The following is a 23,147-nucleotide window of genomic DNA, read 5'->3' as shown; positions in this document are numbered from 1 at the left end:
GTTCCCGTGCCGGTTCTTTCGGTGATCGTCCCGTTCTACAACGTTGAGAAGTACATCGGTCCCTGCCTGGATTCGCTGGCCGCGCAGAAGTTCCAGGACCTTGAGATGATCTGCGTGGACGACGGCAGCACCGACGGCGGCGCCGCCGTGGTCGAGGCCCGGATGGCGGCCGACCCGCGGATCAGCCTCATCCGGCAGGCCAACCAGGGGGTCGGGCGGGCCCGCAACATCGGCGTACGCCGGGCCACGGGCCGCTACCTGGCCTTCGTCGACGGTGACGACAAGGTGCCGCCCCGCGCGTTCCAGCGGCTGGTGGCCTCCCTGGAGGCCACCGGTTCCGATCTGGCCTGCGGCAACGTCATGCGGCTGCACCGCAACCTGCTCGTACCCTCGTGGGCGCACAAGCAGGCGTTCGCCGAGTCGCGCAAGCGCACGCACATCACCCGCCACCCGCTGCTGATCCGCGACCGCATGCTGTGGAACAAGGTCTATCGGCTCGACTTCTGGAACGCCCTCGGCCTGGCCTTCCCCGAGCGCATGTACGAGGACCAGCCGGTCGCCATGGCCGCGCACGTGGGCGCCTCGTCGGTCGACGTGATCAAGGGCATCGTCTATCACTGGCGGCAGCGTGACGAGGAGTGCTCCTCGATCACCCAGCGCCGCCTGGAGCCGGCCAACCTGCGGGACCGCCTGCTGTCGGTGCTGGAGACGGCCGCGCTGCTCACCACCGGCGCGCCCGCGCTCAAGCCGGACTTCGACCGCGACACGCTCGAGATCGACATGAGCGTCGCGGTGGAGGCGATGGCCATGATGGGCGCCGCGGCCGATCCCGGCCTCGTCGACCTGGTCGTCCGCTATCTCGACGGCGTCGCGCCGGAGGCGTGGCAGAGCATCCCGTTCGCGCAGCGGCTCCAGGTGCACCTGCTCCACGGGCGTCGCCTGGACGAGCTGGCGCGCGTCTTCGAGCAGGACCGCGCGGGCCGCCTGCTTCCGCGTGTCAGTCCCCCGGGCCTGCTGCGCAAGCGCTGGTACGGCAGGCACCCGGCCATGCCCAGGCAGCTGTCGGAGGTGTCGGCCGAGCTCAAGCTGTCGGCCCGGCTGGTCGAGCTGGAGTGGCGCGATGGCCGGCTCGGCGGCACGGGCCGGGTGAGCATCGGCCGGTTCGACGTGTCGGACCTGCGTCGTACGAGTGTGCAGGTGTGGCTGCAGGAGCGCAGGACCGGCGAGATCGTCACGCTGTCCGACCAGCGCGTCTCGCCGTCCTGGGTGAGCGTCGAGCAGGAAGAGGGCGGTGCGGTGGCCGAGCACGGGTTCTCCTTCGCGTTCGCGTTCGACCCTGCGACGTTGACCCGCGCGCAGCTCGTCCGGCTCGGGCACTGGGATCTGCGCGTGCGGTTGCGCGGCCCCCGGCTGAAGCTGGAAGCGAAGGTCGTCGGATCGCGCTGGCTGCCGCCGCTGGTGCCCGCGCCGAAGCGCAGGGCGGGCGTGTGGCTGGTGCCGGTACGCGGCGGCGGCGGGGCCTGGGGGCTGCGGCTGCGCCGGGCCGAGGCGCTGATCGGCGAGTGCCGGGTGGACGGCGACGACCTGGTCTTCTCCGGCGAGCTCAGCGACCCGGGCGACGGCGATCCGGTGCTGCGGCTGGTGCGCAGGAGCGATGGCGAGGAGATGTACTTCCCCGTCACGCTGGCCGGGCAGAACTTCCGGGCCCGGGTGTCGCTGGTGGACATCGACGAGGTCGTCGGTCGTGAGGCGCGCTGGGACTTCGTCATCGACCAGGGCAGGGAGATCCGGCCGCTGGTACGTACTCGGGCGCGGCCGATCGTGACGGTCGCCGAGCGGCGCTTCCTGGTGGACCGGGGCGACGACGGCTGCCTCATGCTCGCCGAACGATGAGACAGCCGTCAGCCCAGGATGGCCCGCAGCCGGTCGACGACCTCGTCCTGCTGCTGGTCGGTGAGGTCGGGGAAGAGCGGCAGCGAGAGCTGCTCGGCGTAGTAGGACTCGGCTTCGGGGCAGATCCCGCGCCGGTAGCCGAGGTCCTCGAAGACCGGGTGCCAGTAGGCCGGGATGTAGTTGACCTGCACCCCGATGCCCTCGGCCCGCATGCGCTCGTAGACCTCCCGCCGCCGACCGTCGCGGACCCTGACCGGGTAGAGGTGCCAGCACGGCGTGGTGTACGGGCGCCGCGCGGGCAGCGTCAGGCCCGGCAGGTCGCCGAGCAGCGCGTTGTAGCGGGCGACCAGCTCGATCCGCCGCGCGCGGAAGCGTTCGAGCCGCCGCAGCTGGCTGAGGCCGAGCGCGCAGAGCACGTCCGGCAGCCGGTAGTTGAGGCCGAAGTCGTGGACCTCCTGGTGCCAGCCGCCGTGGCCGGGGTCGCGCTGCTCGGCCGGGTCCCGGACCAGGCCGTGGTTACGGAAACGGGCGGCGCGGACGTAGCGGTCATGGTCGCGTACGGCGACGGCGCCGCCCTCGGCGGTGGTCACGGTCTTGGTCGGGAAGAACGAGAACGTGGTGAGGTCGGCCTGCTCTCCGACCGGCCGGTCCTTGTAGCGCGAGCCGAGGGAGTGGGCGGCGTCGCCGATCAGCACGGCTCCGGTCCGGTCGGCGATCGCGCGGAGTTCGTCGTAGTCGGCGGGGTGGCCCGCGTAGTCGACCGCGGTGATCGCCTTGGTGTTGTCGCCCGCCAGTGACTCGACCGAGGCGGGATCGAGGTTGCCCGTGTCGGGCTGTACGTCGGCGAAGACCACCCGGCCGCCGCGCATGGCGGCGGTGGCGGCCGTCGCCACGAACGTCAGCGGCGACGTGATCACCTCGTCTCCCGGCCCGACCCCGGCCGCCGCGTACGCGACGTGCAGGGCCGCCGTGCCCGACGTGACCGCCAGGCACGGCACGCCGCCCGTCCAGCGGGCCAGTTCGGCCTCGAACGAGCCGACCATGGGCCCGGTCGTCAGCCACTCGCCGAGCAGCACCTTGGTCACGGCCTGGACGTCGGTGTCGGTGATCGACTGCCGTCCGTAGGGGAGCATCAGACGCCCACCGTCACCATGGCGCGCAGGTCCTCGACCGAGAGCCAGCGGTCGTTGGTGTCGGAGCGGTAGGCGAAGCCGTCCGGCAGCAGTTCGCCGCCCTGCGGGGGCACGTAGCCCCAGCTGGCGATCGTCGGCTGCACGACGTAGCGGTCGCTCAGGCGCAGGGTCCTGCGGCCGTCGTCGGGGCCGATCATCTCCTCGTGCAGCTTCTCGCCGGGCCGGATGCCGATCTCGTAGACCGGGCTGCGGGGCGCCAGTGCCTGGGCCAGGTCGGGCAGGCGCATGCTGGGGATGCGCGGCACGTACAGCTCGCCGCCCTGCATCAGGTCGAAGGAGTCGACCACGAACCGGACGGCCTGGTCGAGCGTGATCCAGAATCGGGTCATCCGCTTGTCGGTGATCGGCACGCTGCCGCCCTCCTGGGCCAGCCGCAGGAAGAACGGCACCACCGAGCCCCTGCTGCCCACCACGTTGCCGTAGCGGACCACGGCGAAGCGGGTGACGTGGCTGGCGGCGTAGTGGTTGGCCGAGACGAACAGCTTGTCGGCGACCAGCTTCGAGGCGCCGTACAGGTTGATCGGGCTGGACGCCTTGTCGGTGGAGAGCGCGACGACCTTGCGCACGCCGCAGTCGATGGCGGCCTCCACCACGTTCTGGGAGCCGGAGACGTTGGTCCTGACGTATTCGAACGGGTTGTACTCGGCCGTGTCGACCTGCTTCAGCGCCGCCGCGTGCACGACGTAGTCGATGCCGTGCATGGCCCTGGTCAGGCGATCCCTGTCGCGTACGTCGCCGATGAACCAGCGCAGCCGCTGGTCGTCGTCGAACAGGTGACGTGCCTCGTACTGCTTGAGCTCGTCGCGCGAGAAGACCACCATGCGGCGCACGTCGAGGTGGTCCAGCGCGTGCCGGACGAACGCCTTGCCGAAGGACCCCGTGCCTCCGGTGATCAGAATTGACGATCCACTGAGAATGCTCACGCGGCCCCCCGCCGTAGTCATCCGAGCTGCCCGGTAGCATAGCGCGATCGTTCGATGACACACGGTCACAGAGGGGAATGGGGCTTCGGTGCGGATTGTCGGAATCATCCAGGCGCGCATGGGCTCGACGCGCCTGCCGGGCAAGGTCTTGCGCGATCTCGGGGGCCGCTCCGTGCTGGGCTGGGTGGTCCGTGCGGTACGCCAGGCGGACGCGGTCGACGACCTGGTGGTGGCGACCACCACGGAGGCGGCAGACGACGCGGTGGTGGCGGAGTGCGACAGGCTCGGCGTGTCCTGGCACCGGGGACCGGTCGACGACGTGCTCACCCGGTTCACGCAGGCGCTGGAGAATCACCCGGGCGAGGCCGTCATGCGGTTCACGGCGGACTGCCCGCTGCTCGATCCGGTGGTGATCCGCGAGGCCGCGCTGGTCTTCCGCGCGGTGCCCGGCCTCGACTACCTGAGCACGGGCCTGGCCCGCACGCTGCCGCGTGGCCTCGACGTGGAGATCGCGGGGCTGGCCGCCCTGGAGCGGGCCGACCTGGAGGCCACCGCGCATCACCGTACGCACGTCACGTCCTTCCTCTACACGCATCCGGGGGAGTCGCGGCTGCTCGGCCTCGCCTACGCGCCGTCGGCGGCCGACCTGCGGGTCACGCTCGACACCGAGGACGATTGGCGGCTCATCTCACGGGTCGTCGAGGAGCTGGGCGATCGGTGCGTGCCGGTACGGTCGCTGGTCGGCTGGCTGCGGGAGCGGCCCGAGGTGTGCGAGCTCAACGCGCACGTGGCGCAGAAGGCGTTGCAGGAGGCGTGACGCACCGGGTGGGGTTCCGCTGCGACGCGGGCGTGGCGAGCGGGGTCGGTCATCTGGTGCGCTGCGTGGCGCTGGCCGAGGAGCTGTGCGGGCGGGGGGCCGAGGTGCTGTTCCTCGGGGACGTGGCGGGGTCGGTGTGGGCGGAGTCGCAGTTGCGGCAGCGCGCGTTCCCGCTGTGCCCGGCGCCTTCGGAGCCGCGGGCGCTGGCCGAGCTGGTGCGGGTGCTCGGGCTGGACGCGGTGGTGCTGGACTCGTACGTGCTGGCTCCCGGTACGGGCGCGGCGCTGCGGGCGGCGGGCACGGCCGTGCTGGCGATCGTCGACGGCGACCCGCTGGGCCAGGAGGCGGACCTCTACCTCGACCAGAACCTCGGCGCCGAGCTGCGCCCCTTCCGACGCCCGTCCTCGCGCCCGGGGGAGCCCGCGGACGGGCCGGGGGATGGGTCGTGGGGTGCGCCCGAAGGCGGGCCCTGGGATGGGCCCTGGGGTGGGCGGCTGGCGGGGGCTCGTTATGTGCTGCTGCGGGACAGCGTCCTGCTGATGCGGGGGACCGCCCGCCGCCGCCCGGCCCGGCCGGAGGGGCCGCTGGTGCTGTGCTTCTTCGGCGGCACCGACAGCGCCGGTGTGGCTCCGGCCTGGGCCGGGGCGCTGCGTGCCACCGGGCTGCCATTCCGGGCGACCGTGGTCAGCCCGGTGCCGTTCGAGGTGGACGGGCCCGTCACGGTCATCCCGCCGACGGACCGGCTGCCCGGGCTGATGGCCGAGGCCAACCTGGTGATCACCGCGGCGGGCTCGGCCGTCTGGGAGCTGCTGCACCTGGGCGTGCCCACCGCGCTGAGCTGGGTGGCCGACAACCAGCTGATCGGCTACGAGGCGCTGGTCGGCGGCGGACTCGCGGCCGGGCTGGGACCGGCCCCGGACGCGGCGGCCGTCGGCGTCCTGGCCCGCCTGCTCGCCGACCCGGCGGCCCGCGAGGAGTACGGCAGGCGTGGCGCCGGGTTGATCGACGGCCGCGGCAGGGAACGCGTCGCCGACGCGCTCCTCGCCCTCCTCTGAACGAGCCCCCCGCTAAACGAACCCTCCTCTGAGCCGGGCGCTCGTCAGACCAGGTCCCAGGTCAGCGGGGTGCCGAGCGTGGCGTCCCTGGCGAAGCGGCGGCCCATCACCTGCGCCGCCGCCGCCGGCGGCAGCCCCCCGGCCGGCCGGATGGAGCGGACGTTCTGCTCCGTCACCGGCTCGCCCGCCCGCACATCCCGTACGACATACAGCGACCGCCGGAACCGCAGCCCCTCGCGCTCTGAGGCCCGCGGCCCGATGACCGCGCTGCCCAGCGACTGCCAGGCCCGCTCGCTCTCCACCACGAGCGCCGCGAGCTCGGCGGGCTCCAGTGAGAACGCCGAGTCCACACCCCCGTCGCCCCGGTCCACCGTGATGTGCTTCTCGATCAGGCACGCCCCGAGCGCGACCGCCGCGAGCGCGGCGCCGATGCCGGGCGTGTGGTCGGAGATGCCGACGACCGCGCCGGTGAGCCCCGCGAGCAGCGGAAGTGAGCGCAGGTTGCTCTCGGCGGGCGCGGCGGGGTAGGAGGCGGTGCAGGCCAGCATGGCGAGCTGCGTGCAGCCCGCCTCGCGGGCGGCCTCCGCGGCGGCGTGGATCTCGCCGATCGACGCCATGCCGGTGGAGATGATCAGCGGCTTGCCCGTGGCGGCGGCGAGCCTGATCAGGGGGAGGTCCACGATCTCCGAAGAGGCGATCTTGTAGGCCGGGGCGCCGAGATTCTCCAGCAGATCGATGGCCGTGGGGTCGAAGGGCGAGGAGAACGGGATGAGCCCCCGCCCGCGAGCCCTGGCGAAGATCGGCTCGTGCCACTCCCACGGCGTGTGCGCCCGCTCGAAGAGCCGGTAGAGCCGCTCGCCGCCCCACAGCTCATGGTCGTCACCCAGGCGGAAGGCGGGGCCGTCGGCGTCGACGGTGATCGTGTCGGGGCGGTAGGTCTGCAGCTTCAGGGCGTGCGCGCCGCTGTCGGCAACCGCGTCGACGATGGCCAGAGCCTGTTCGAGGCGCCCGTTGTGGTTGCCCGACATCTCGGCGATGACGAAGGGGGGCTGTCCCGCCCCGATCGCCCGCCCGGCGATGGAGATCATGTGTGGTCGTCCTTCCTCATGAGTTGCACAGTCACGACGTCGCGGCGGACGCCGTCGATGTCGCGCCGGTGGACGGCGACCTCGGCGAACCCGAAGCGCCGGTGCAGCCCCCTGGCCGCCTCGTTGCGGGCGAGCACCTCGCCGCGCAGCGTGGTCAGCCCCAGCGGCCCGAACGCGTGGTCGATGGCGGCCCGCTCCAGCCCGATCCAGGCCGGCAGCAGCGCGCCCGACGGCTCCAGCCCGGCCAGATCGAGGTAGAACCCCCATTCGCCGCTCCGTTCGGCGGGGTCGAGCTCGGAGAACGTCACCACCCCCGCGGCGGTCCCGTCGTGAACGTAGATCAGCACCCGTCTGGCCGGATCGTCCTTTACCCCGGCCCACCACCGGGCGTGCTCACCCTCGGCGATGACGTGGGTCGTGAAGCTCGCCGCCCGCACCCTCGGGTGGTTGCGCCATCGGCGGATGGCGGGCAGCTCATGGTCGTGTACGGGTCTCAGCACGGCTTCCCCCTACTTAGCGCGCTCGATCCATTGCACAACGTAGCGGATCCATCCGGCAAAGAGCTGATCAGAGTGCGGCATCGAACGTCGTGCCGGAGTGATGGCCAGGGCATGCTGCCCTCGACCCCAACTACCCCGACCCCAAGGGAGCTTCTCGGTATGACGCCCATGCTCAGCGTCGTCGTCCCGATCTACAACGTGGAGCCGTATATCGGCGAATGTCTGGAATCTCTGGCGGCTCAGACGCTGGAGGACATCGAGGTCATCCTCGTGGACGACGGCTCACTGGACGGAAGCGCGCGGGTGGCCCGCGAGTTCGTGGCCCGTGACCCCCGCTTCGTCCTGATCGACCAGCCGAACCAGGGCCCCGGTCCGGCGCGCAACGCGGGGATCCGGCGGGCCCGCGGCACCTATCTGGCCTTCGCGGACAGCGACGACGTCGTGCCGCCCAAGGCGTACGAGCTGCTGGTCGAGTCGTTGCGGGAGAGCGGCTCGGACTTCGCGTGCGGCGGGGTGCTGCGCCTGAGGGAGGGCGAGCTGGCCGTGTCGTCCATGCACGAGAAGGCGTTCAGGCGCCCCGCGCGGGGCGCGCACATCCGGGAGCGCCGGTCCCTGATCAGGGACCGCACGGTCTGGAACAAGGTCTACCGGCAGGACTTCTGGCGTGAACACGAGCTGGAGTTCCCGGCGGGGATCTATGAGGATGTGCCGCTCAGCATGCGGGCGCACGTGCTGGCGAAGGGCGTCGACGTGCTCCCCGACATCGTCTACCACTGGCGTAAGCGCGAGGAGGGGGAGAGCTCGATCACCCAGCGGCGGATGGAGCTGCCGAACCTGGCCGAACGGCTGGCCGCCATCCGCGCGGTCCGGGCCTTCCTCAGTGAGCAGGAGCCCGAGCTGGCCGACGCCTTCGACGGCGTGGTGCTGGAGAAGGACCTCCTGTTCCTCTTCCAGGCGCTGGAGTACGCGGAGGACGACGAGGTCGGGCCGCTGCTCGAACTCTCGCAGGAGTGGCTGGCCGGGCTGAGCCCCGTCGCTCTCGGCGAGGTGGCGTCGCTGCGCCGGCTCGAACTCCACCTGCTGAGCCGCGGCCTGGTCGAGGAGCTGCGGGTGGTGCGCAGGTTCCGGCGCGACTCGGTCGACGGCACCCCCATCGTGCCGCACGAGATCGGCTGGTACGGCGACTACCCCTACTTCAGGGACCGGACCCTCCAGATCCCCGACGCGGTCTTCGAGGCGAGCGACGAGGTCAAGCTGCTGGCCACGGTCCATGAGTGCGGCTGGACGGGGAGCCGCTTCGAGGTGCGCGGCGAGGTGGCCCTCCACCGGGTGGCGCGGGAGCCGAACCGGCTCGGCATGTGGCTGACCGACGGCGAGCGCCGGGTCCCGCTGGAGGTACAGCGCACGGGCGGGCAGGGCGTCTCGGTGGAGATCGACCCGGCACGGCTCGAAGAGGGCGGCCCGAGCTGGCGGCTGCACGCCCGCGTGGAACTGTGCGGCCTGGTGCTCAAGGCGTGCTTTCGCGATGCCGAGGCGCAGAAGGTCTGGCGGCTGTCGGTGCCAGGATGGTCAAGAACCAGCATGGACATCGCCCAGTAGTTCCAGAGAGTAATTGGATCACGGCGGTGCGTCGCCATGCTTGGAAGCCATGAGGACCTATTCGCTCGATGACGTCTACGCGACACGCAAGCGGAGAGACTCCTGGTGGACCGTGTACTTCGTGGACCCGGTCGCCTGCCGGGCAGCTCTGCTGGTGGCCAACCACACGCGGTTGACGCCCAACCAGCTCACGGTGGTCTCGCTGGTCCTCGGCATGGTGTCCGCCGTATGTCTCGCGATGGACCTGCTGGCCGCGGGGGCGGCCATGTTCTATCTGAGCTTCATGGTGGACTGCCTTGACGGCAAGATAGCGCGGCTCAAGGGCTCGGGGACGCCCTTCGGCCTGTGGCTCGACTACGTCGGCGACCGGATCAGGGTGGTGTGCTGCGCCACCGGTCTCGCTTACGGCCAGTACGCGATCACCGGCGACGTTCGCTACATCGTCATGGGCGCGGCGGTGGCGGTGGTCGACCTGTTCAGGTACGTCAACGCGCCGCAGATGAAGCGGGTCCGCGAGACGGTCAAGGCGGAGCGGGAGGCCGACGGGGAGGCCCGGGCGGAGGAAGAGGACGAGCCCGAGGTGCGGATCCCGCGCCAGAGGCCGCCGATGAGCCGGTCACGTCGCCTCATGCGGCGGATCAACAAGGCGATGGTCCGCCGCCGTATCCGTGCCCACCTGATCAGCGGCATCGAGTTCCACGCCGCGGTGTTCGTGGTCGCGCCGCTCGTGGGCACCGTGGCGCTGATCCCGGTTTCCGCGGTCGCCAGCGTCTCGTTGCTGGTCAACGAGGTTTGGCTCGTCCACCGGATGTGGCTCTTCACGCGCAAGCACAGCGTGCCCTCCACGAGGAGCCGAGAGCACGTTCTCGTCTAAGTTTTCGGGGGTTTTCATGTCAGACCGGCCCATCTTCGTCGTCGGCTGTCCGCGCTCCGGCACCACGATGCTGCAGCTCATGCTCCACTCGCACCCGCGGATCGCGGTGCCGCCGGAGACCAGGTTCCTGGTGCCCGTCTACCACCGGCGTCGCTCGTTCGGCGACCTGCGTGTCGAGGAGCGCCGCCGCGCGCTCGCGGAGTGGATCGCGGGCGACCGCAGCACCAAGTTCCGCGAGCTCAAGATCGACAGGGAGGACTTCGTCCAGCAGGTCGTGGACGGGCCAGGGACGCTCGGCTCGGTGCTCGGCACCACCTTCCGCATGTACGCCGACCGCTTCGACAAGGCCCGCTGGGGAGACAAGCGGCCGAGCTACGTCAAGCAGGTCGACATCCTGCTCAGGCTCTTCCCCGACGCCCAGTTCATCCACCTGATCAGGGACGGCCGCGACTGCGTCTCGTCGCTGAAGGAGATGCCCTGGTACACGCTGGACTCCTTCCACGCGATCTCCACCTGGGCCGAGGCCATCGACGCGGGCAACAGGCTGCGGCGGATGCTGCCCGAGGACACCTACTACGAGCTGCGGTACGAGGACCTGACCGACGACCCGGCGACCGAGATGAAGAAGCTCTGCCACTTCCTCGACGAGGACTTCGACCCGAGTACGGTCTCTCCGCGCGAGGCGGCCACCGTGGCGGTCCCCGCGCACAAGGTCTGGCACAGCAACACGCACGGCGAGGTCACCCGCGCCAGGGTGGGCAGCTGGGCCAAGCGGCTGGAGGACTGGGAGATCTCCCTGTGCGAGCAGGTGCTCGGCGATCGGCTGGAGGCCAACGGCTACGAGCTGTCCGGCGCGCCGGCGGCGTCCAAGGAGCATCTGGTCACCTGCCACAAGACGATGCAGAAGCGCCGCGCCAACCGGATGCGCAAGATGGTGCGAGACCGCATCAACCGGCTGCGCGAGCCGAGCCCGGTCGCCGCGCTGCTCACCTCGAAGCAGCAGTTGCTCGCCGGGATTCCGCAGCCGCGTAACGAGTCGCCCGAGCTGGCCCAGCGCGCGCGGTAACAACAGCGCGCGGTGATAAACCTGGCCGTCACCTGGTCAGGTGGACGAACAGGGATTCCCAGCGGTCCAGCACGTGGTCGAGCCGGAAGGCGGCGGCCCGTGTGCGAGCGGCGGCGCCCAGGCGCCGCCGCTCCCACGCCGAGCCCATCAGCCGGGCCAGCGCCGCGCCGAACGCGCCGACGTCCCCGGCCGGGACGAGCACCGGCGCCGCCGATCGCACCCCGCCCGACACGTCGAACGCCACCGGGGGCACCCCATGCGCCGCCGACTCCAGCAGCACGATGGGCAGCCCCTCGTGCTCGCTGGTCAGCCCCACGATCGCCGCCTCCAGGTATTCGCCCGTCATCCGGGCGGCGGGGACGCGGCCCCTGAACACCACCCGCTCCCCGACCCCCTCGCGCACGGCGTGCGCGCGCAGCCGCTCCAGCTCCGAGCCATCGCCGATCAGGTGCAGCTCCCACGGCGCCGGCGCGCCGGCCCTGGCGAACGCGCTGATGAGCCGGTCGAACCGCTTGACCCCCTCCATCCGCCCCACTCCCAGCACCCGGGGCGTCTCCAGCCCGGACACCTCCTCCGGCCAGCGCGCCAGCGGGTTGGGCAGGGCCCAGGTGTTGGGCAGCAGCGCGTCCTCGGAGAAGCGCCAGGCGTCGTCCTCGCTGAGGAAGACCGCCTGGTCCAGCTTGGGGTAGTGCTGTCTGATCGAGCCGAGGTGCCAGCAGCCGCGGGCGTGCTCGTACGAGCCGTGATACTGCCCGACCCGATGCAGCGAGCCGGGCAGGACGGACGTCAGCCGCGTCACCACCCCCGGCGAGGTCAGCACCGCGAAACCCGTCCGCATCGGGTCGAACAGGGCGGCCAGTCGCTCGTCGGCCCGCCTGCGTGCCCGCGGGCTCTGCGGTCCCAGGGGTTCCGGGCTGATCACGTGGCGCCTGTAGTTGGGCTCCTCGACGTAGCGGAACGGCGCCGCCGCCTGGTGCAGGCCGACCACGTGCACGTCGTAGCCGCGTTCGGCCAGCCCCTGCGCCAGGGTGTGCGTCACCTGCTGGATGCCCCCCAGCGTGTCGGCGTCCATGCAGGCGAACACCACGGTCACGACGCCGCCCGGTGCCCGAAGAAGGCGTCCACGACGCGCGCGGCGGCGTCCCCGCGCTCGTCCGCGCACCACAGCTCGCGGAAGGCCGCGTACCGCTCGGCATGGGCCGCGTGTACGGCCGGCAGCTCCCGCAGCGCCTCGACCACCTCCTCGGTCGTCGTGACGCACGGCCCGGGGGCGATCGCCGGCAGGTCGTGGTAGACGCCCCGCTCGGTCAGCCGGTACTCGTCCCAGTCGTCGATCAGGAACACCATGGGCTTGCCGGTCAGCGCGTAGTCGCACATCACCGACGAGTAGTCCGTGAGCAGCGCGTGCGAGGCCAGCATCAGGTCGTTGATCTCCGGGTACGACCCGGCCGGCCGGACGAAGTGCCTGATGTGCTGCGGGGTGCTGAAGCGTTCCACCGGGTGCGTACGCAGGATCAGCACCCACTCGCCGGCCAGCTCCTCGGCCATCAGCTCCAGGTCCGCCCGGACCGACCGGCCGCTGTTCTTGGCCCGGTCGCGATAGGTGGGCGCGTACAGCAGGATCTTCCTGCCGGGCGGTATCTCCAGCCGTTGCAGGACGTCGTGTCTGCTCTCCTGGCGCACCAGCGCGTCGCAGCGCGGCGTGCCGTACCTGAGGACCTGGCCCGTGTAGTCGTTGGAGGGCAGGAAGACCCGCGAGAACTCGGCGCTCGGCGAGACGAGCGCGTCCCAGCGGGCGACGGCGGCGCGCCACTCGGCGCGCGGGCGGTCGAAGTCGGCGCGCAGGTCGGGCGCGTCGAAGCCGACCGACTTGATGCCTTGGCCATGCCAGGTCTGGAGATAGCGGGTACCGGGCGGTTTCGGGTAGTTGAGCGGGAAGCCGTGGCTGTCGACCCAGATGCCCGCGCGGGCCAGCAGCCATACGTACCGCCAGCCGCCGCGGCGGACGAGCCGGGCGTCGGCGGGGAAGTTCGCCCGGCACCTGGCCACCGACCAGAAGACGCGGATCGGCAGGCCGCGCCGCCGCAGCTCCTCGTAGATGGCGCGCGGGCTGCCGGTGTAGCCCTTGCCGACGTCGGCCTCGAACAGGGCCAGGTCAGGGCGGGGTGGAAGGAGGCGGATCACCGTCTTGTAGAAGCGCAGCTTCATCGCCGGTGTGCTGAACCGTCGCAGCAACCGGCGCTTGATCCGGTGGAGCCGTGACCTGACCGACGGGACACGTACGCGCAGGTACGCGGCGTTGCCCTCGGCCGTGACCGTGCGCGCCAGTTGCAGCGCGATCGGCTCCATGTCGGGCGGGGCCATCAGCCGGTCCGTCGTGGTGCGGCCGTCGCAGTTCCTGGTGAACCCGATGCGTGGCTCGCACGAGACCGTGGGCGTGAAGGTGATCTCACTGACGTAGCCGCCGTCACCGGACGGGACCGGCTCGATGGGGACGCGTTGGCCGCCGAGCTGGAGGAAGGCCGTCCAGTCGACCGGCAGCACGCCAAAAGGGTCGTAGGTGTGCACGCTCATCCGGATCCGCTCGCCATCCCCGGCGATCTCGGTCACCTCGTGCCGCAGCCGGGTCGCGGTGTAGGGCAGCTCGGCCATCCGAAGCCGGGTGATGTCCATGCCGGGCGCGACCGTCGTGCCCCAGTACGTCCGCCCCTCATGGCGTACGGCGGCCCGTGGGGCGGCACAGGGGTCAGGCAGCGACCGGGCGGCCACCAGCAGGTCGTCGACCCGGTCGCCGAGGATGAGATGGCAGCAGACCCGGGCCATCGGCTCGATCCGCTCGAACACCTCAAGCGGGATCTCCTCCAGGTACGGCCGCACGACGGCGGCGAACTCCTTCGCCCACACCCGGCCGCGCCTGGGCAGTGGGTTGAGGTAGACGCGCAGGTCCTGCCTGAGGAAGCGGTACTGCCGGTCGGGCACCAGGTCTGCGGCGTCGTGGGCACGCAGCAAGTCGTCGCTCATCCGGGCCGCCGTCACGCGATGCCGTACGTTGTCCATCTCCTTGATGTTGAGCGAGATGGAGCGGTCGTCGGGCGCGCGGTGCCAGTGGTAGACCACCCAGGGCACGACCGCGAACCGGCGCGACACGGCGTACAGACCGGCCGCGAAGACGTGGTCCTCGTAGTGGAGGTCCTCCGGGAAGCGCAGCCCGTTCTCGCGTAGAAAGCGCACGTCGTAGAGCTTGTTGGTGCTGAAGCAGTCGAGGAACAGCTCGGGCTCCGCGCCGATACCCGCCACGACCCGCCTCTTGGCGAACAGTGACGGGTAGTAGGGCGCCAGCCGGCCGCTCCGCTCGTGCAGCCGGGAGATCTGCCCGGCCACGAAGTCGGCGCCGGTCCGCTCGATCTCGCCGAGCAGGCTCTTGCAGGCGTGCCTGGGCAGCTCGTCGTCGCTGTCGAGGAACATCACGTACGGCGCGGTCGTCGCGTCGAGACCGTCGTTGCGCGGCGCGCCGCAGCCGCCGCTGTTGACCTGCCGGCGCAGGTAGCGGACGCGGGGATCGGACCGCGCCAGCTCGCTCGCCACCCGGGGGGTGTCGTCGGTGCTCGCGTCGTCGGCGATGATCACTTCGAGGTCGCGTAGCGACTGGCCGAGTACCGAGCGCACGGCCCTGGGCAGGCGGGCCGCGTCGTTGTAGGTGATCACGACAACAGTGCAGTCCGGCATGCTCATCTCCCCCGAATGTCCCCCGAAATAAGACATGTAGGGATGAACTTCCCCGACATTGGGCGAAGTGTCCGGACTTGATGGTGTCTTTGCTGATATCAGCGTGACTGATCAGCCAGCCGATATCAGCGCATGAGACGTCCGATCAGCCGGCCGATGTCAGCGCATGAGACGCCTGATCAGCCAGCCGATGAGCAGCAGCCCCGCGATCGCCCCGGCGACGGGTGCCAGGCGCTTCAGCAGCGGCGTCCCGGCGATCTCCAGGAGGTCGAGCGCCTCCTCGTCGGGCGTGCGCGACGTACGCAGCGTCCCGGCGGGCCGGACGTCCTCCTCGGGACCGGGCACCACGCTCAGCCGCGGCTCGCCCTCCAGGGGCTCCGCGGGTACGGCTGCAGGCACGGCGGGCGCCTCGTGAGCCGGCTCGGTCAGCAGCTGCGCGAGGTTGGCGGCGAACTTGTCGATGAGTTTCGCGCCGACCTCGGCCATGACCCCGCGCCCGAACTGGGCGGGCCGGCCGGTCACGTTGAACGACGTCTCCACCCGGACCGTGGTGGACCCGTCGTCCGGCGTCAGCGTGGCCTTGACGGTCGCCGAGGCCGTCCCCGCGCCGCGCGCCTCCTTGCCCGACGCCTCGATGGTGAGCGTATGGGCGTCCTTATCCACATTCTCGAACCGGGCCACGCCACGGTAGGTGACAGTGATCGGGCCGACCTTGACCTTCATCCGGCCGGTGAACTCGTCGCCCTCGAAGAGGTCGAGCGAGGCCCCCGGCAGGCACGGCGCGACCCGTTCGACGTCGAGCAGTACGGCCCACGCCTGCTCGACCGGCACCGGAACGCTGAACTCATGCTCGAACCGCATCGCCATGGATCCGCTCCTCTCCGCTGATTGCGACATTACGACTGAGAAGGGGCGCCCCGAAAGGGGCGCCCCCTCGAACCGGTCAGGGAGACCCGGCGGCGTGGAGAATCGCGCGATGGGTCAGCACCCTGGCCAGGTGCCGGCGATAGTCGGGCTGGGCGTGCAGGTCGGAGGGCGGAGAGGTGCCGGCCGCCGCCTCCTCGCACGCCTGCCGTAGGTCATCGCTCAGCTGCCTGCCCCGCAGGGCGGTCTCGACCGCGTGGGCCCGTACGGGCGTCGGGCCCATGTTGGTCAGGCCGATCCGCGCCTCCTCGATCGCTCCGTTGGAACGCTTGACCGCCGCGGCCACCCCGACGATGGCCCACGACTGCGCGGTCCGGTGGAACTTCTCGTAGTGATAGCCCCAGCCGGCGCCGAGCTTCGGCAGCCGCACCCCGACCAGGACCTCTCCCGGCCGCAGCGCCGACTCCAGGTAGTCGACGAAGAACTCGGCGGCGGGGATCTCCCGCTCGCCCTCACCCGACCTGGCCACGAAGACGCCCTCCAGCGCCAGGACCACCGCGGGCAGGTCGCCCGCCGGGTCGCAGTGCGCCAGGGAGCCGCCGAACGTGCCGCGGTGGCGTACGGCGGGATCGGCGACCGTCGCGGTGGCCTGCGCCACGAGCGGGCAGTCGGCGTTGACCACGCCGGAGCGCATCACCTCGTCGTGCGTGGCCATCGCGCCGATGAAGACGTGGTCGCCACGGTCGTGCACGCCCGTCAGCTCGGGCAGGCGGCCCACGTCGACCAGCTTCGACGGGTAGGCCAGCCGGAGCCGGAGCAGCGGGAGGAGCGACTGGCCACCGGCCAGGACCTTGGCGTCCTCGTCGGCGGAGAGCTCCTGGACGGCCTCGCCGAGCGAGCCGGCGCGGACGTAGTCGAACTGGGCCGGGATCATCGCAGCGCCCTCCAGATCCGCTCGGGTGTACATGGCATCTGGATGTCGTGGATGCCGCGTGGTCGCAGCGCGTCGACGATGGCGTTGACGACCGCCGGGGTCGAGGCGATCGTGCCGGCCTCGCCGACGCCCTTGGCGCCCAGCGGATTGCTGGTGGCGGGGGTCTCGGTCCGGTCGGTGACGAAGTCCGGCAAATCCATGGCCGTCGGCAGCAGGTAGTCGGCCATCGTGGTGGTGAGCAGGTTGCCCTCCGAGTCGTAGACGGCCTCCTCGTACAGCGCCTGCGCGACGCCCTGCGCGATGCCGCCGTGGATCTGGCCCTCGACGATCAGCGGGTTGACCACCTTGCCCACGTCGTCGACCGCCACGTACGAACGGATCTTCGCCATGCCGGTCTCGGTGTCCACATCCACCGCGCACAGGTGGGTGCCGTGCGGGAAGGAGTAGTTCTCCGGGTCGAAGGTGGCGTCGGAGTCGAGCCGGGCCTCGACGCCCTCGGGCAGGTCGTGGGCGGTGAAGGCGGCGTAGGCCAGCTCCTGGATGGTCTTCTGGGAGTCGGTGCCCTTCACCTTGAACACGCCCTCGGCGAACTCCAGGTCGTCGGGCGCGCATTCGAGCAGGTGCGAGGCGAGCTTCCTGGCCTTGTCCTTGACCTTGTCACACGCCTTGAGCACGGCGATGCCGCCGACGGTCAGCGAGCGCGAGCCGTAGGTGTCCATGCCCCGGGGCGCGATCGCCGTGTCGCCGTGGAGCACCGTGATGTCCTCGAACGGCACGCCGAGCGCGTCGGCCGTGATCTGGCTCCACGCCGTCACGTGTCCCTGGCCGTGCGGGGAGCTGCCCGTGACGACCTCGACCTTGCCGGTCGGCAGCATGCGCACCGAGCCGTGCTCCCAGCCGCCCGCGCCGTAGTTGGCCGCGCCGAGCATCCGGGACGGGGCCAGCCCGCACATCTCGGTGAACGTGCTCACGCCGATCCCGAGCTGGACCGGGTCGCCCCGGTCCCGCCGGTCGGCCTGTTCGGCGCGCAGCTTGTCGTAGCCGAACAGCGCCATCGCCTTGTCCGTCGCCGCCTCGTAGTTGCCCGAGTCGTAGGTCAGCCCGGAGATGGTGGTGTACGGGAACTCCTCGTGCTTGATCCAGTTGCGCCGTCGTACCTCCAGCGGGTCCAGGCGCAGCTCGGCGGCCAGCTCGTCCATGATCCGCTCGATGCCGTACGTCGCCTCGGGCCGGCCCGCGCCCCGATAGGCGTCGGTCGGCATCTTCGTGGTGAAGACGCCCGTACAGCCGAACTCGTAGGCGTCCATCTTGTAAATGGCGTTGAACATCGACGCGCCGAGCAGCGGCACGCCGGGCGTGACCAGCATCAGGTAGGCGCCCATGTCGGCCAGCAACTCCACCTGCAGCCCGCGGATCCGCCCGTCGGCCTCGGCGGCCAGCCTGAGGTGCTGGATCTGGTCGCGGCCGTGGTGCACGGTCAGGTTGCCCTCGGAGCGGGACTCCGTCCACTTGACCGGCTTGCCCAGCCGCTTGGTGAGCAGCAGGCACAGCACCTCTTCGGCGGTGACCTGGAGCTTGGAGCCAAAGCCGCCGCCCACGTCGGGCGCGATCACCCGGATCTTGTGCTCCGGGATGCCGGTCACCACGGCCAGCATGACGCGCAGGACGTGCGGGATCTGCGTGGCCGACCAGAGCGTGAAGGAGTCGCTGTCGGTGGTCGCGAGCACCGCCCGCGGCTCCATCGCGCTCGGGATCAGCCGCTGCTGAATGTAGGTCCGGTCGATGACCACCGGCGCGTCCCGGAAGGCCGCCTCGACGTCGCCCGAGGTGATCTTCACGGTGAACGCCTGGTTGCCCGCCTCGTGCACCTTGGGGCTGTCAGGGGTGAGCGCCTCGTTCATGTCGAGTACGGGCGGCAGCGGCTCGTAGTCGACCTCGATCGCCTCCAGCGCGTCCGCGGCCCGGTAGCGGTCGGTGGCGACCACGCAGGCCACGGCCTCGCCCACGTAACGCACCTCCGACACGGCCATCGGCGGGTGATCGGGGATCACGATGTCCTCGCTCACCGGCCACGCGCACGGCAGGCTGCCCTGCTCGGCGGCGAAGTCCTGGCCGCTGAACGCCGCCACGACACCCGGCAGTTCGCGTGCCGCCGAGACGTCGACCCCGGTGATCCGCGCGTGCGCCATCGGGCTGCGCAGGAACGTGACGTGCAGCATCCCCGGCTGCCGCAGGTTGTCGGTCCACTGGGTGCGCCCGGTCAGCAGCCGCGCGTCCTCCTTGCGCTTCCTCGCCTTGCCGACCTCGGTCATGGTGTCTTCACCGCCTGGCCCATCTCCTGCGCGCCCCGGCGTACCGCGCGGACGATGTTGCAGTAGCCGGTGCACCGGCAGAGGTTGCCTTCCAGGCCCTCCCTGATGGCGTCCTCCGACGGGTCCGGATTGTCCCTGAGCAGGTCGATCGCAGCCATGATCATGCCGGGGGTGCAGTAGCCGCACTGCAGGGCGTGTTCCTCGTGGAAGGCCTGCTGCATCGGGTGCATCGACCCGTTGGCGCCCAGGCCCTCGATGGTGACGACGTCGCAGCCGTCGGCCTGCACGGCGAGCACCGAGCAGCTCTTCACACTCTTGCCGTCGAGCATGACGGTGCAGGCGCCGCAGTTGCTGGTGTCGCAGCCGACCGGGGTGCCGGTCTTGCCCAGACGATCTCGTAGCAGGTGGACGAGAAGGAGCCGCGGCTCGACTTCCTCCTCGTACTTGACTCCGTCGACGGTGATGGCTGTCCGAGGCATACGTCCTCCCAGAGGAGCGCGGGAAAGGCGGACAAGGCCAACGTACGCCGGTGTTTTTCCCGGTCAAGGGTTACTTGCCGCGGATCACCCGCGCGATTACGGCGACGAACCCCGCGAAGCCCAGCCCGATGATGACCAAAGACACCAGGACCAGGGGGTCCGTGATCTCACGGGTCAGGATCAGGATGCCCAGCACCACGAAAAGCATGCCACTCAGCAGTGCCATCCAGTCCGTCCGGTGCACGCGGCGCGGCTTGTCGACCTCACGCGCCACGCCGCACCTCCATGTCGCCGATGCCGCCCCGCAGGTTCAGCACAATCGTCGGGATGGCGCCCTTCGGGCGCGTGTCGGGCTCCAGCACCTTGTCGAACTTGACGTCTACGCCGCCTCTGAGCGACTGGTCCACCTTGATGTCGCCGACCTTGTTGGTGGCGTGCACCTCGACCCGCGCCGTCGGTGGCACGATCACCATCAGCTCGCCGATCGAGACCTTGGCGTTGACCGTCAGGCTCGCGCCCGGCGTGAGCTTGATCTCGGACAGGTCGAGCCGGCCGTCCCCGACGCCCACGTCGTAGATCCGGCTCGCCTCCGCCATGGTGGTCGGCCGCCAGACGAAGTCGCCGACATTCCGCGGCAGGTCGCCGACCATCAGGCCGAGACCGATCAGCAGGGCGACCATCGTGCCGGCCGCGACCAGGCCCGCGCCGCGACCCCACCAGGCGGCGATCAGCAGCCCGGCGCCGATGGTGACGAGTACGGCGCCGCCGACCAGGGTGGGACTGACCCCCGAGGCGGACCTGGCTTGGACCGCCACGACGATCCCTCCAATGATGATTGCCAGCAACATGGTCATGGCGCCGATGAACGATCTGGGCCGCTTCTGCTTCTGGCGGGGCGGGGGCGTCGGCCTGCCGTACAGGGCTGGGTCGTACGGCGAGTAGCCGCCGGCTCGTTTGCGCGGGTCGAGCGGCTGGAAGGGTCCGTTCGGCGCGAACGGCTCGCCGTAGCTGAGGGCGGTCATCGGGTCGGCACGGAAGCGCGGCGGTGTGGGCGGCGCGGGCGGCTGGGGCGGCTGAGGTGGCGTCTCGGGGGCGGGGACGGGGTTGACGCGCGTCGGGGCGGTCGGCGGCTCCGATACGGCGGGAGAGGCGGTCACCGTCTCCGTCGGCGTCTCCGCCGCCCTGTCCGTCTCCATCACCGGTTCGCGTATGTACGGCGCGGCGGCCGGGCGGGGCCGCGCGTAGCCCGTCGTGGGCGCGGTTTTGCCGGGGATGGGCGCATACGTGAAGTCGTTCAAGTACGGCTCGGGCTCGCCCGGCTGGGCGCGGTGGGTGAGCCGCTCGGGCATCGACCGGACCAGGCCGAGCAGGTCCACGCCGTTGGTGTGCGCCGCGAGCAGCCCGATGGCCAGCATCATGCCGACCACCAGCGTGCCCGAGTCGAGCCAGACCGTGGCCAGGTTGAGGCCGAGCCCGGCGGCGAGCACCGCTGTCAGCAGCGCCATCACGGTGGCGGCGTCGAAGTCGCGCCCGGTCCACTGCTCGATGTATCCGGGCCGTCCGTTGGGCTCCTTCATCAGCAGGAACGCCGCGATGTACAGGAACAGCCCCATCCCGGAGCCGAAGAGCAGCACCGCGAAGGCCACGCGGAACACCACCGGGTCGATCCCCGTGTAGCGTCCGAGCCCGGCGCAGACTCCCATGAGGAAGCGCCCCTCGCTGCTACGTCGCAGCGCGGTCGGCGGAGCGGCCGGTTCCTTCGGTGGTGCTTCTGTCATGCCACTATCGTGGCCCCACCGGCCCGCCGTCTGCATCCGGGAGACCCCTGACCCGACCCGGGGGTTGTTCCCTGATGTCCCTAACGCGGCCTTCATGTGACGATGGCGATGTTATGGCTGACCAGAAGACTCTTGCCCAAGCCGGTGGCGACGCGCCCTACCGCCGGATGATGCGCCCCATGGAGGGCCGGCTGCTCGGTGGCGTGGCACAAGGGCTCGCGGCTCAGCTGAAGCTCGATCCCGTGGTGATCAGGCTGATGTTCGTGCTGCTCAGCGTGGTCGGCGGGGTCGGCGGGGTGGCGTACGCGGTGCTCTGGATGATCACGCCCCGCGTGCCGTACGAAGGGCAGCCGCCGCAGCGCGACTGGAGCCAGCTCGCGGCGTTCGGCGCGATCAGCATGGCGCTGGTCGCGTTCGGCTGGCTGACCGGCGCCTCCAAGGGGGGCATCGCCATCCTGCCGTTCGCCGTGGGTGGCATCGGCGCGCTCATCCTGTGGCAGCAGGCCGATCCCGAACGCCGCCGCAACTGGGTGAGCGGGGCGACGAAGAGCATCAGGACGAACCGGGTCCGCACGCTGCTCGGCATCGCGCTCGTCGTCATCGGCGCGGCGGGCTTCCTGGCCGCTCAGGGGGAGCTGTCCAAGGCCAAGCCCGGCCTGCTGTTCACCGTGGTGGTGGTCGGCGGGCTGGCGGTCATCGCCGCGCCCTGGCTCGCGGGCCTGTGGAAGGAGCTCCAGCTGGAGCGGCGCGAGCGCATCAGGTCGGAGGAGCGGGCCGAGGTCGCGGCGATGGTGCACGATTCGGTCCTGCACACGCTCACGCTGATCCAGCGCGTCGCGCACGACCCGCGCGAGGTCACCAGGCTGGCCCGCGCGCAGGAGCGCGACCTGCGCAACTGGCTCTACCAGCCCGCCCAGGACGCCGACGCGACGCTCGCCGCGGCCGTACGCAGGATCGCCGCGGAAGAGGAGGACGCGCACGGCGTACCGATCGAGGTGGTCTGCGTGGGCGACATCGAGCTCGACTCGGCCGGCAAGCTCGGCGCCATGCTGAAGGCGTCGAGGCAGTCGATGGTCAACGCCGCCAAGTACTCCGGCAGTCCGTCCATTTCCGTCTATGCCGAGGTAGAGGGCGAAGAAGTCACGATTTTCGTGAAGGATCGTGGCAAGGGATTCGACCTCAACGCGGTGCCTCTCGACAGAATGGGGATCAGGGAGTCCATCATCGGGAGAATGGAGCGTCACGGCGGCACCGCCAGGGTGCGCACCGAGCCCGGTGAGGGCACGGAAGTGATGTTGACGATGAAGGTGGAGAGGCAATGACCAGGGTGCTGATCGTCGACGATCACCGGCTGTTCCGTTCCGGCGTACGGGCCGAGCTGGGCGACTCGATCCAGGTCGTCGGAGAGGCCGAGGACGTCGAGACGGCGGTCAAGGCGATCGCCGAGCTCGCTCCCGACGTGGTCCTGCTCGACGTGCACATGCCCGGCGGCGGGGGGCAGGAGGTCCTGCGCAGGGTGCTCGGCGCCGGGTCGCAGGTACGCTTCCTGGCGCTGTCGGTGTCCGACGCGGCCGAGGACGTGATCGGCGTGATCCGCGGCGGCGCCCGCGGCTACGTGACCAAGAACATCAGCGGCACCGAGCTGACCGACGCCATCCGCCGGGTGGCCGACGGCGACGCGGTCTTCTCGCCGCGGCTGGCCGGGTTCGTGCTCGACGCGTTCGCCTCGTCGGAGGCGCCGTCGATCGACCCCGAGCTCGACTCGCTGACGCAGCGCGAGCGCGAGGTGCTGCGGCTGATCGCCCGCGGCTATGCCTACAAGGAGATCGCCAAGGAGCTGTTCATCTCGGTCAAGACGGTCGAGACGCATGTGTCGTCGGTGCTGCGCAAGCTCCAGCTGTCGAACCGGCACGAACTGTCCCGCTGGGCCACGGCCCGACGTCTGGTCTAGCTTTTGGGCCAGTATCTGGTCTAGCGGCTTTCTGGGTCAAAAGCGGCGTGTGTCGGTTTTGGCGGGCCGACATGCTGGCTTAGTTGGCTCTGGCA

Annotated in this window: 20 protein-coding genes; 8 read left to right on the top strand and 12 right to left on the bottom strand. The window is 70.7% G+C overall.

All coding sequences use genetic code 11. The annotated features are described in order from the left end of the window. Positions 1–6 precede the first annotated feature (6 nt). Positions 7–1,893: a glycosyltransferase family 2 protein gene (locus AB0L53_RS12945; RefSeq protein WP_363993075.1), complete on the top strand. Its 1,887-nt coding sequence runs from the start codon at positions 7–9 to the stop codon at positions 1,891–1,893. A gap of 8 nt (positions 1,894–1,901) precedes the next feature. Here AB0L53_RS12945 and AB0L53_RS12940 read toward each other — a convergent pair whose 3' ends face one another. After that, on the bottom strand, positions 1,902–3,026 hold the full coding sequence (locus tag AB0L53_RS12940) for an aminotransferase class I/II-fold pyridoxal phosphate-dependent enzyme (RefSeq protein WP_363993074.1): 1,125 nt from the start codon (positions 3,024–3,026) through the stop codon (positions 1,902–1,904). Further along, entirely contained in the window at positions 3,026–4,009 is a 984-nt protein-coding gene (gene pseB / locus AB0L53_RS12935) for a UDP-N-acetylglucosamine 4,6-dehydratase (inverting) (RefSeq protein WP_363993073.1), read from the bottom strand. The genes AB0L53_RS12940 and pseB overlap by 1 nt, the downstream gene beginning before the upstream one ends. 88 nt (positions 4,010–4,097) lie before the next feature. On the opposite strand from pseB, the gene AB0L53_RS12930 reads away from it, so the two are divergent. Together AB0L53_RS12930 and AB0L53_RS12925 are read left to right on the top strand one after the other, a co-directional pair. Beyond that, positions 4,098–4,826 (top strand): glycosyltransferase family protein, encoded by a 729-nt coding sequence (locus AB0L53_RS12930; protein WP_363993072.1) that lies wholly within the window; start codon positions 4,098–4,100, stop codon positions 4,824–4,826. After that, positions 4,823–5,881 carry a hypothetical protein gene (locus AB0L53_RS12925; RefSeq protein ID WP_363993071.1) on the top strand — a complete coding sequence of 353 codons (1,059 nt, stop codon included), beginning with the start codon at positions 4,823–4,825 and terminating at the stop codon, positions 5,879–5,881. Before AB0L53_RS12930 ends, AB0L53_RS12925 begins: the two co-directional genes overlap by 4 nt. Before the next feature lie 44 nt (positions 5,882–5,925). Here the strand turns inward: AB0L53_RS12925 and pseI are convergent, their stop codons facing one another. Further along, complete coding sequence (gene pseI, locus AB0L53_RS12920; RefSeq protein WP_363993070.1) at positions 5,926–6,969, bottom strand: pseudaminic acid synthase; 1,044 nt, start codon at positions 6,967–6,969, stop codon at positions 5,926–5,928. Then, on the bottom strand, positions 6,966–7,469 hold the full coding sequence (pseH, locus tag AB0L53_RS12915) for a UDP-4-amino-4,6-dideoxy-N-acetyl-beta-L-altrosamine N-acetyltransferase (protein WP_363993069.1): 504 nt from the start codon (positions 7,467–7,469) through the stop codon (positions 6,966–6,968). Before pseH ends, pseI begins: the two co-directional genes overlap by 4 nt. 159 nt (positions 7,470–7,628) lie before the next feature. Here pseH and AB0L53_RS12910 point away from each other — a divergent pair, with 159 nt between their 5' ends. From AB0L53_RS12910 to AB0L53_RS12900, 3 genes are read left to right on the top strand one after another with little or no spacing between them, the layout of a single operon-like run. Beyond that, positions 7,629–9,068, top strand: coding sequence for a glycosyltransferase family 2 protein (locus tag AB0L53_RS12910; RefSeq protein WP_363993068.1), 1,440 nt, complete (start codon positions 7,629–7,631; stop codon positions 9,066–9,068). 49 nt (positions 9,069–9,117) lie between these two features. After that, entirely contained in the window at positions 9,118–9,942 is an 825-nt protein-coding gene (locus AB0L53_RS12905) for a CDP-alcohol phosphatidyltransferase family protein (protein WP_363993067.1), read from the top strand. 16 nt (positions 9,943–9,958) lie between these two features. Continuing rightward, complete coding sequence (locus tag AB0L53_RS12900; RefSeq protein ID WP_357948475.1) at positions 9,959–11,008, top strand: sulfotransferase; 1,050 nt, start codon at positions 9,959–9,961, stop codon at positions 11,006–11,008. Between the two features lie 28 nt (positions 11,009–11,036). Here the strand turns inward: AB0L53_RS12900 and AB0L53_RS12895 are convergent, their stop codons facing one another. The 8 genes from AB0L53_RS12895 to AB0L53_RS12860 all read right to left on the bottom strand — a co-directional run bounded on the left by AB0L53_RS12895 (position 11,037) and on the right by AB0L53_RS12860 (position 21,101). After that, the gene (locus AB0L53_RS12895) at positions 11,037–12,101 is read right to left on the bottom strand and encodes a glycosyltransferase (RefSeq protein ID WP_363993066.1); all 1,065 of its coding nucleotides are present in this window, start codon (positions 12,099–12,101) and stop codon (positions 11,037–11,039) included. Further along, positions 12,098–14,734, bottom strand: a complete 2,637-nt coding sequence (locus AB0L53_RS12890) for a CDP-glycerol glycerophosphotransferase family protein (RefSeq protein WP_363993065.1) — start codon at positions 14,732–14,734, stop codon at positions 12,098–12,100. The genes AB0L53_RS12895 and AB0L53_RS12890 overlap by 4 nt, the downstream gene beginning before the upstream one ends. Before the next feature lie 159 nt (positions 14,735–14,893). Then, positions 14,894–15,601 carry an SRPBCC family protein gene (locus AB0L53_RS12885; RefSeq protein WP_358548797.1) on the bottom strand — a complete coding sequence of 236 codons (708 nt, stop codon included), beginning with the start codon at positions 15,599–15,601 and terminating at the stop codon, positions 14,894–14,896. A 76-nt stretch (positions 15,602–15,677) separates the two neighbouring features. Continuing rightward, entirely contained in the window at positions 15,678–16,532 is an 855-nt protein-coding gene (locus tag AB0L53_RS12880) for a xanthine dehydrogenase family protein subunit M (RefSeq protein WP_363993207.1), read from the bottom strand. After that, complete coding sequence (locus tag AB0L53_RS12875; RefSeq protein ID WP_363993064.1) at positions 16,529–18,844, bottom strand: xanthine dehydrogenase family protein molybdopterin-binding subunit; 2,316 nt, start codon at positions 18,842–18,844, stop codon at positions 16,529–16,531. Before AB0L53_RS12875 ends, AB0L53_RS12880 begins: the two co-directional genes overlap by 4 nt. Continuing rightward, a complete protein-coding gene (locus AB0L53_RS12870) occupies positions 18,841–19,323 on the bottom strand; it encodes a (2Fe-2S)-binding protein (protein WP_357948488.1) in 483 nt (160 codons plus the stop codon). Before AB0L53_RS12870 ends, AB0L53_RS12875 begins: the two co-directional genes overlap by 4 nt. A 70-nt stretch (positions 19,324–19,393) precedes the next feature. Next, the gene (locus AB0L53_RS12865) at positions 19,394–19,597 is read right to left on the bottom strand and encodes a hypothetical protein (RefSeq protein WP_363993063.1); all 204 of its coding nucleotides are present in this window, start codon (positions 19,595–19,597) and stop codon (positions 19,394–19,396) included. Next, the gene (locus AB0L53_RS12860) at positions 19,587–21,101 is read right to left on the bottom strand and encodes a PspC domain-containing protein (RefSeq protein WP_363993062.1); all 1,515 of its coding nucleotides are present in this window, start codon (positions 21,099–21,101) and stop codon (positions 19,587–19,589) included. The genes AB0L53_RS12865 and AB0L53_RS12860 overlap by 11 nt, the downstream gene beginning before the upstream one ends. A 113-nt stretch (positions 21,102–21,214) precedes the next feature. Here AB0L53_RS12860 and AB0L53_RS12855 point away from each other — a divergent pair, with 113 nt between their 5' ends. Both AB0L53_RS12855 and AB0L53_RS12850 read left to right on the top strand, forming a co-directional pair. Next, positions 21,215–22,423, top strand: a complete 1,209-nt coding sequence (locus AB0L53_RS12855) for a PspC domain-containing protein (RefSeq protein ID WP_363993061.1) — start codon at positions 21,215–21,217, stop codon at positions 22,421–22,423. Continuing rightward, on the top strand, positions 22,420–23,052 hold the full coding sequence (locus AB0L53_RS12850; protein WP_225293703.1) for a response regulator transcription factor: 633 nt from the start codon (positions 22,420–22,422) through the stop codon (positions 23,050–23,052). Before AB0L53_RS12855 ends, AB0L53_RS12850 begins: the two co-directional genes overlap by 4 nt. Positions 23,053–23,147 lie beyond the last annotated feature (95 nt).

The organism is Nonomuraea sp. NPDC052129, assembly GCF_040680095.1.
Lineage (GTDB): Bacteria > Actinomycetota > Actinomycetes > Streptosporangiales > Streptosporangiaceae > Nonomuraea.
This window is presented reverse-complemented; position numbering and strand designations above follow the sequence as displayed.

Bases quoted from the DNA above. Each gene is read 5' to 3' on its own strand.
- AB0L53_RS12940 (WP_363993074.1), bottom strand. From the start codon at position 3,026: ATGCTCCCCTACGGACGGCAGTCGATCACCGACACCGACGTCCAGGCC.
- pseI (WP_363993070.1), bottom strand. From the start codon at position 6,969: ATGATCTCCATCGCCGGGCGGGCGATCGGGGCGGGACAGCCCCCCTTC.
- AB0L53_RS12910 (WP_363993068.1), top strand. From the start codon at position 7,629: ATGACGCCCATGCTCAGCGTCGTCGTCCCGATCTACAACGTGGAGCCG.
- AB0L53_RS12905 (WP_363993067.1), top strand. From the start codon at position 9,118: ATGAGGACCTATTCGCTCGATGACGTCTACGCGACACGCAAGCGGAGA.
- AB0L53_RS12900 (WP_357948475.1), top strand. From the start codon at position 9,959: ATGTCAGACCGGCCCATCTTCGTCGTCGGCTGTCCGCGCTCCGGCACC.
- AB0L53_RS12890 (WP_363993065.1), bottom strand. From the start codon at position 14,734: ATGCCGGACTGCACTGTTGTCGTGATCACCTACAACGACGCGGCCCGC.
- AB0L53_RS12885 (WP_358548797.1), bottom strand. From the start codon at position 15,601: ATGGCGATGCGGTTCGAGCATGAGTTCAGCGTTCCGGTGCCGGTCGAG.
- AB0L53_RS12880 (WP_363993207.1), bottom strand. From the start codon at position 16,532: ATGATCCCGGCCCAGTTCGACTACGTCCGCGCCGGCTCGCTCGGCGAG.
- AB0L53_RS12875 (WP_363993064.1), bottom strand. From the start codon at position 18,844: ATGACCGAGGTCGGCAAGGCGAGGAAGCGCAAGGAGGACGCGCGGCTG.
- AB0L53_RS12870 (WP_357948488.1), bottom strand. From the start codon at position 19,323: ATGCCTCGGACAGCCATCACCGTCGACGGAGTCAAGTACGAGGAGGAA.
- AB0L53_RS12860 (WP_363993062.1), bottom strand. From the start codon at position 21,101: ATGACAGAAGCACCACCGAAGGAACCGGCCGCTCCGCCGACCGCGCTG.
- AB0L53_RS12855 (WP_363993061.1), top strand. From the start codon at position 21,215: ATGGCTGACCAGAAGACTCTTGCCCAAGCCGGTGGCGACGCGCCCTAC.
- AB0L53_RS12850 (WP_225293703.1), top strand. From the start codon at position 22,420: ATGACCAGGGTGCTGATCGTCGACGATCACCGGCTGTTCCGTTCCGGC.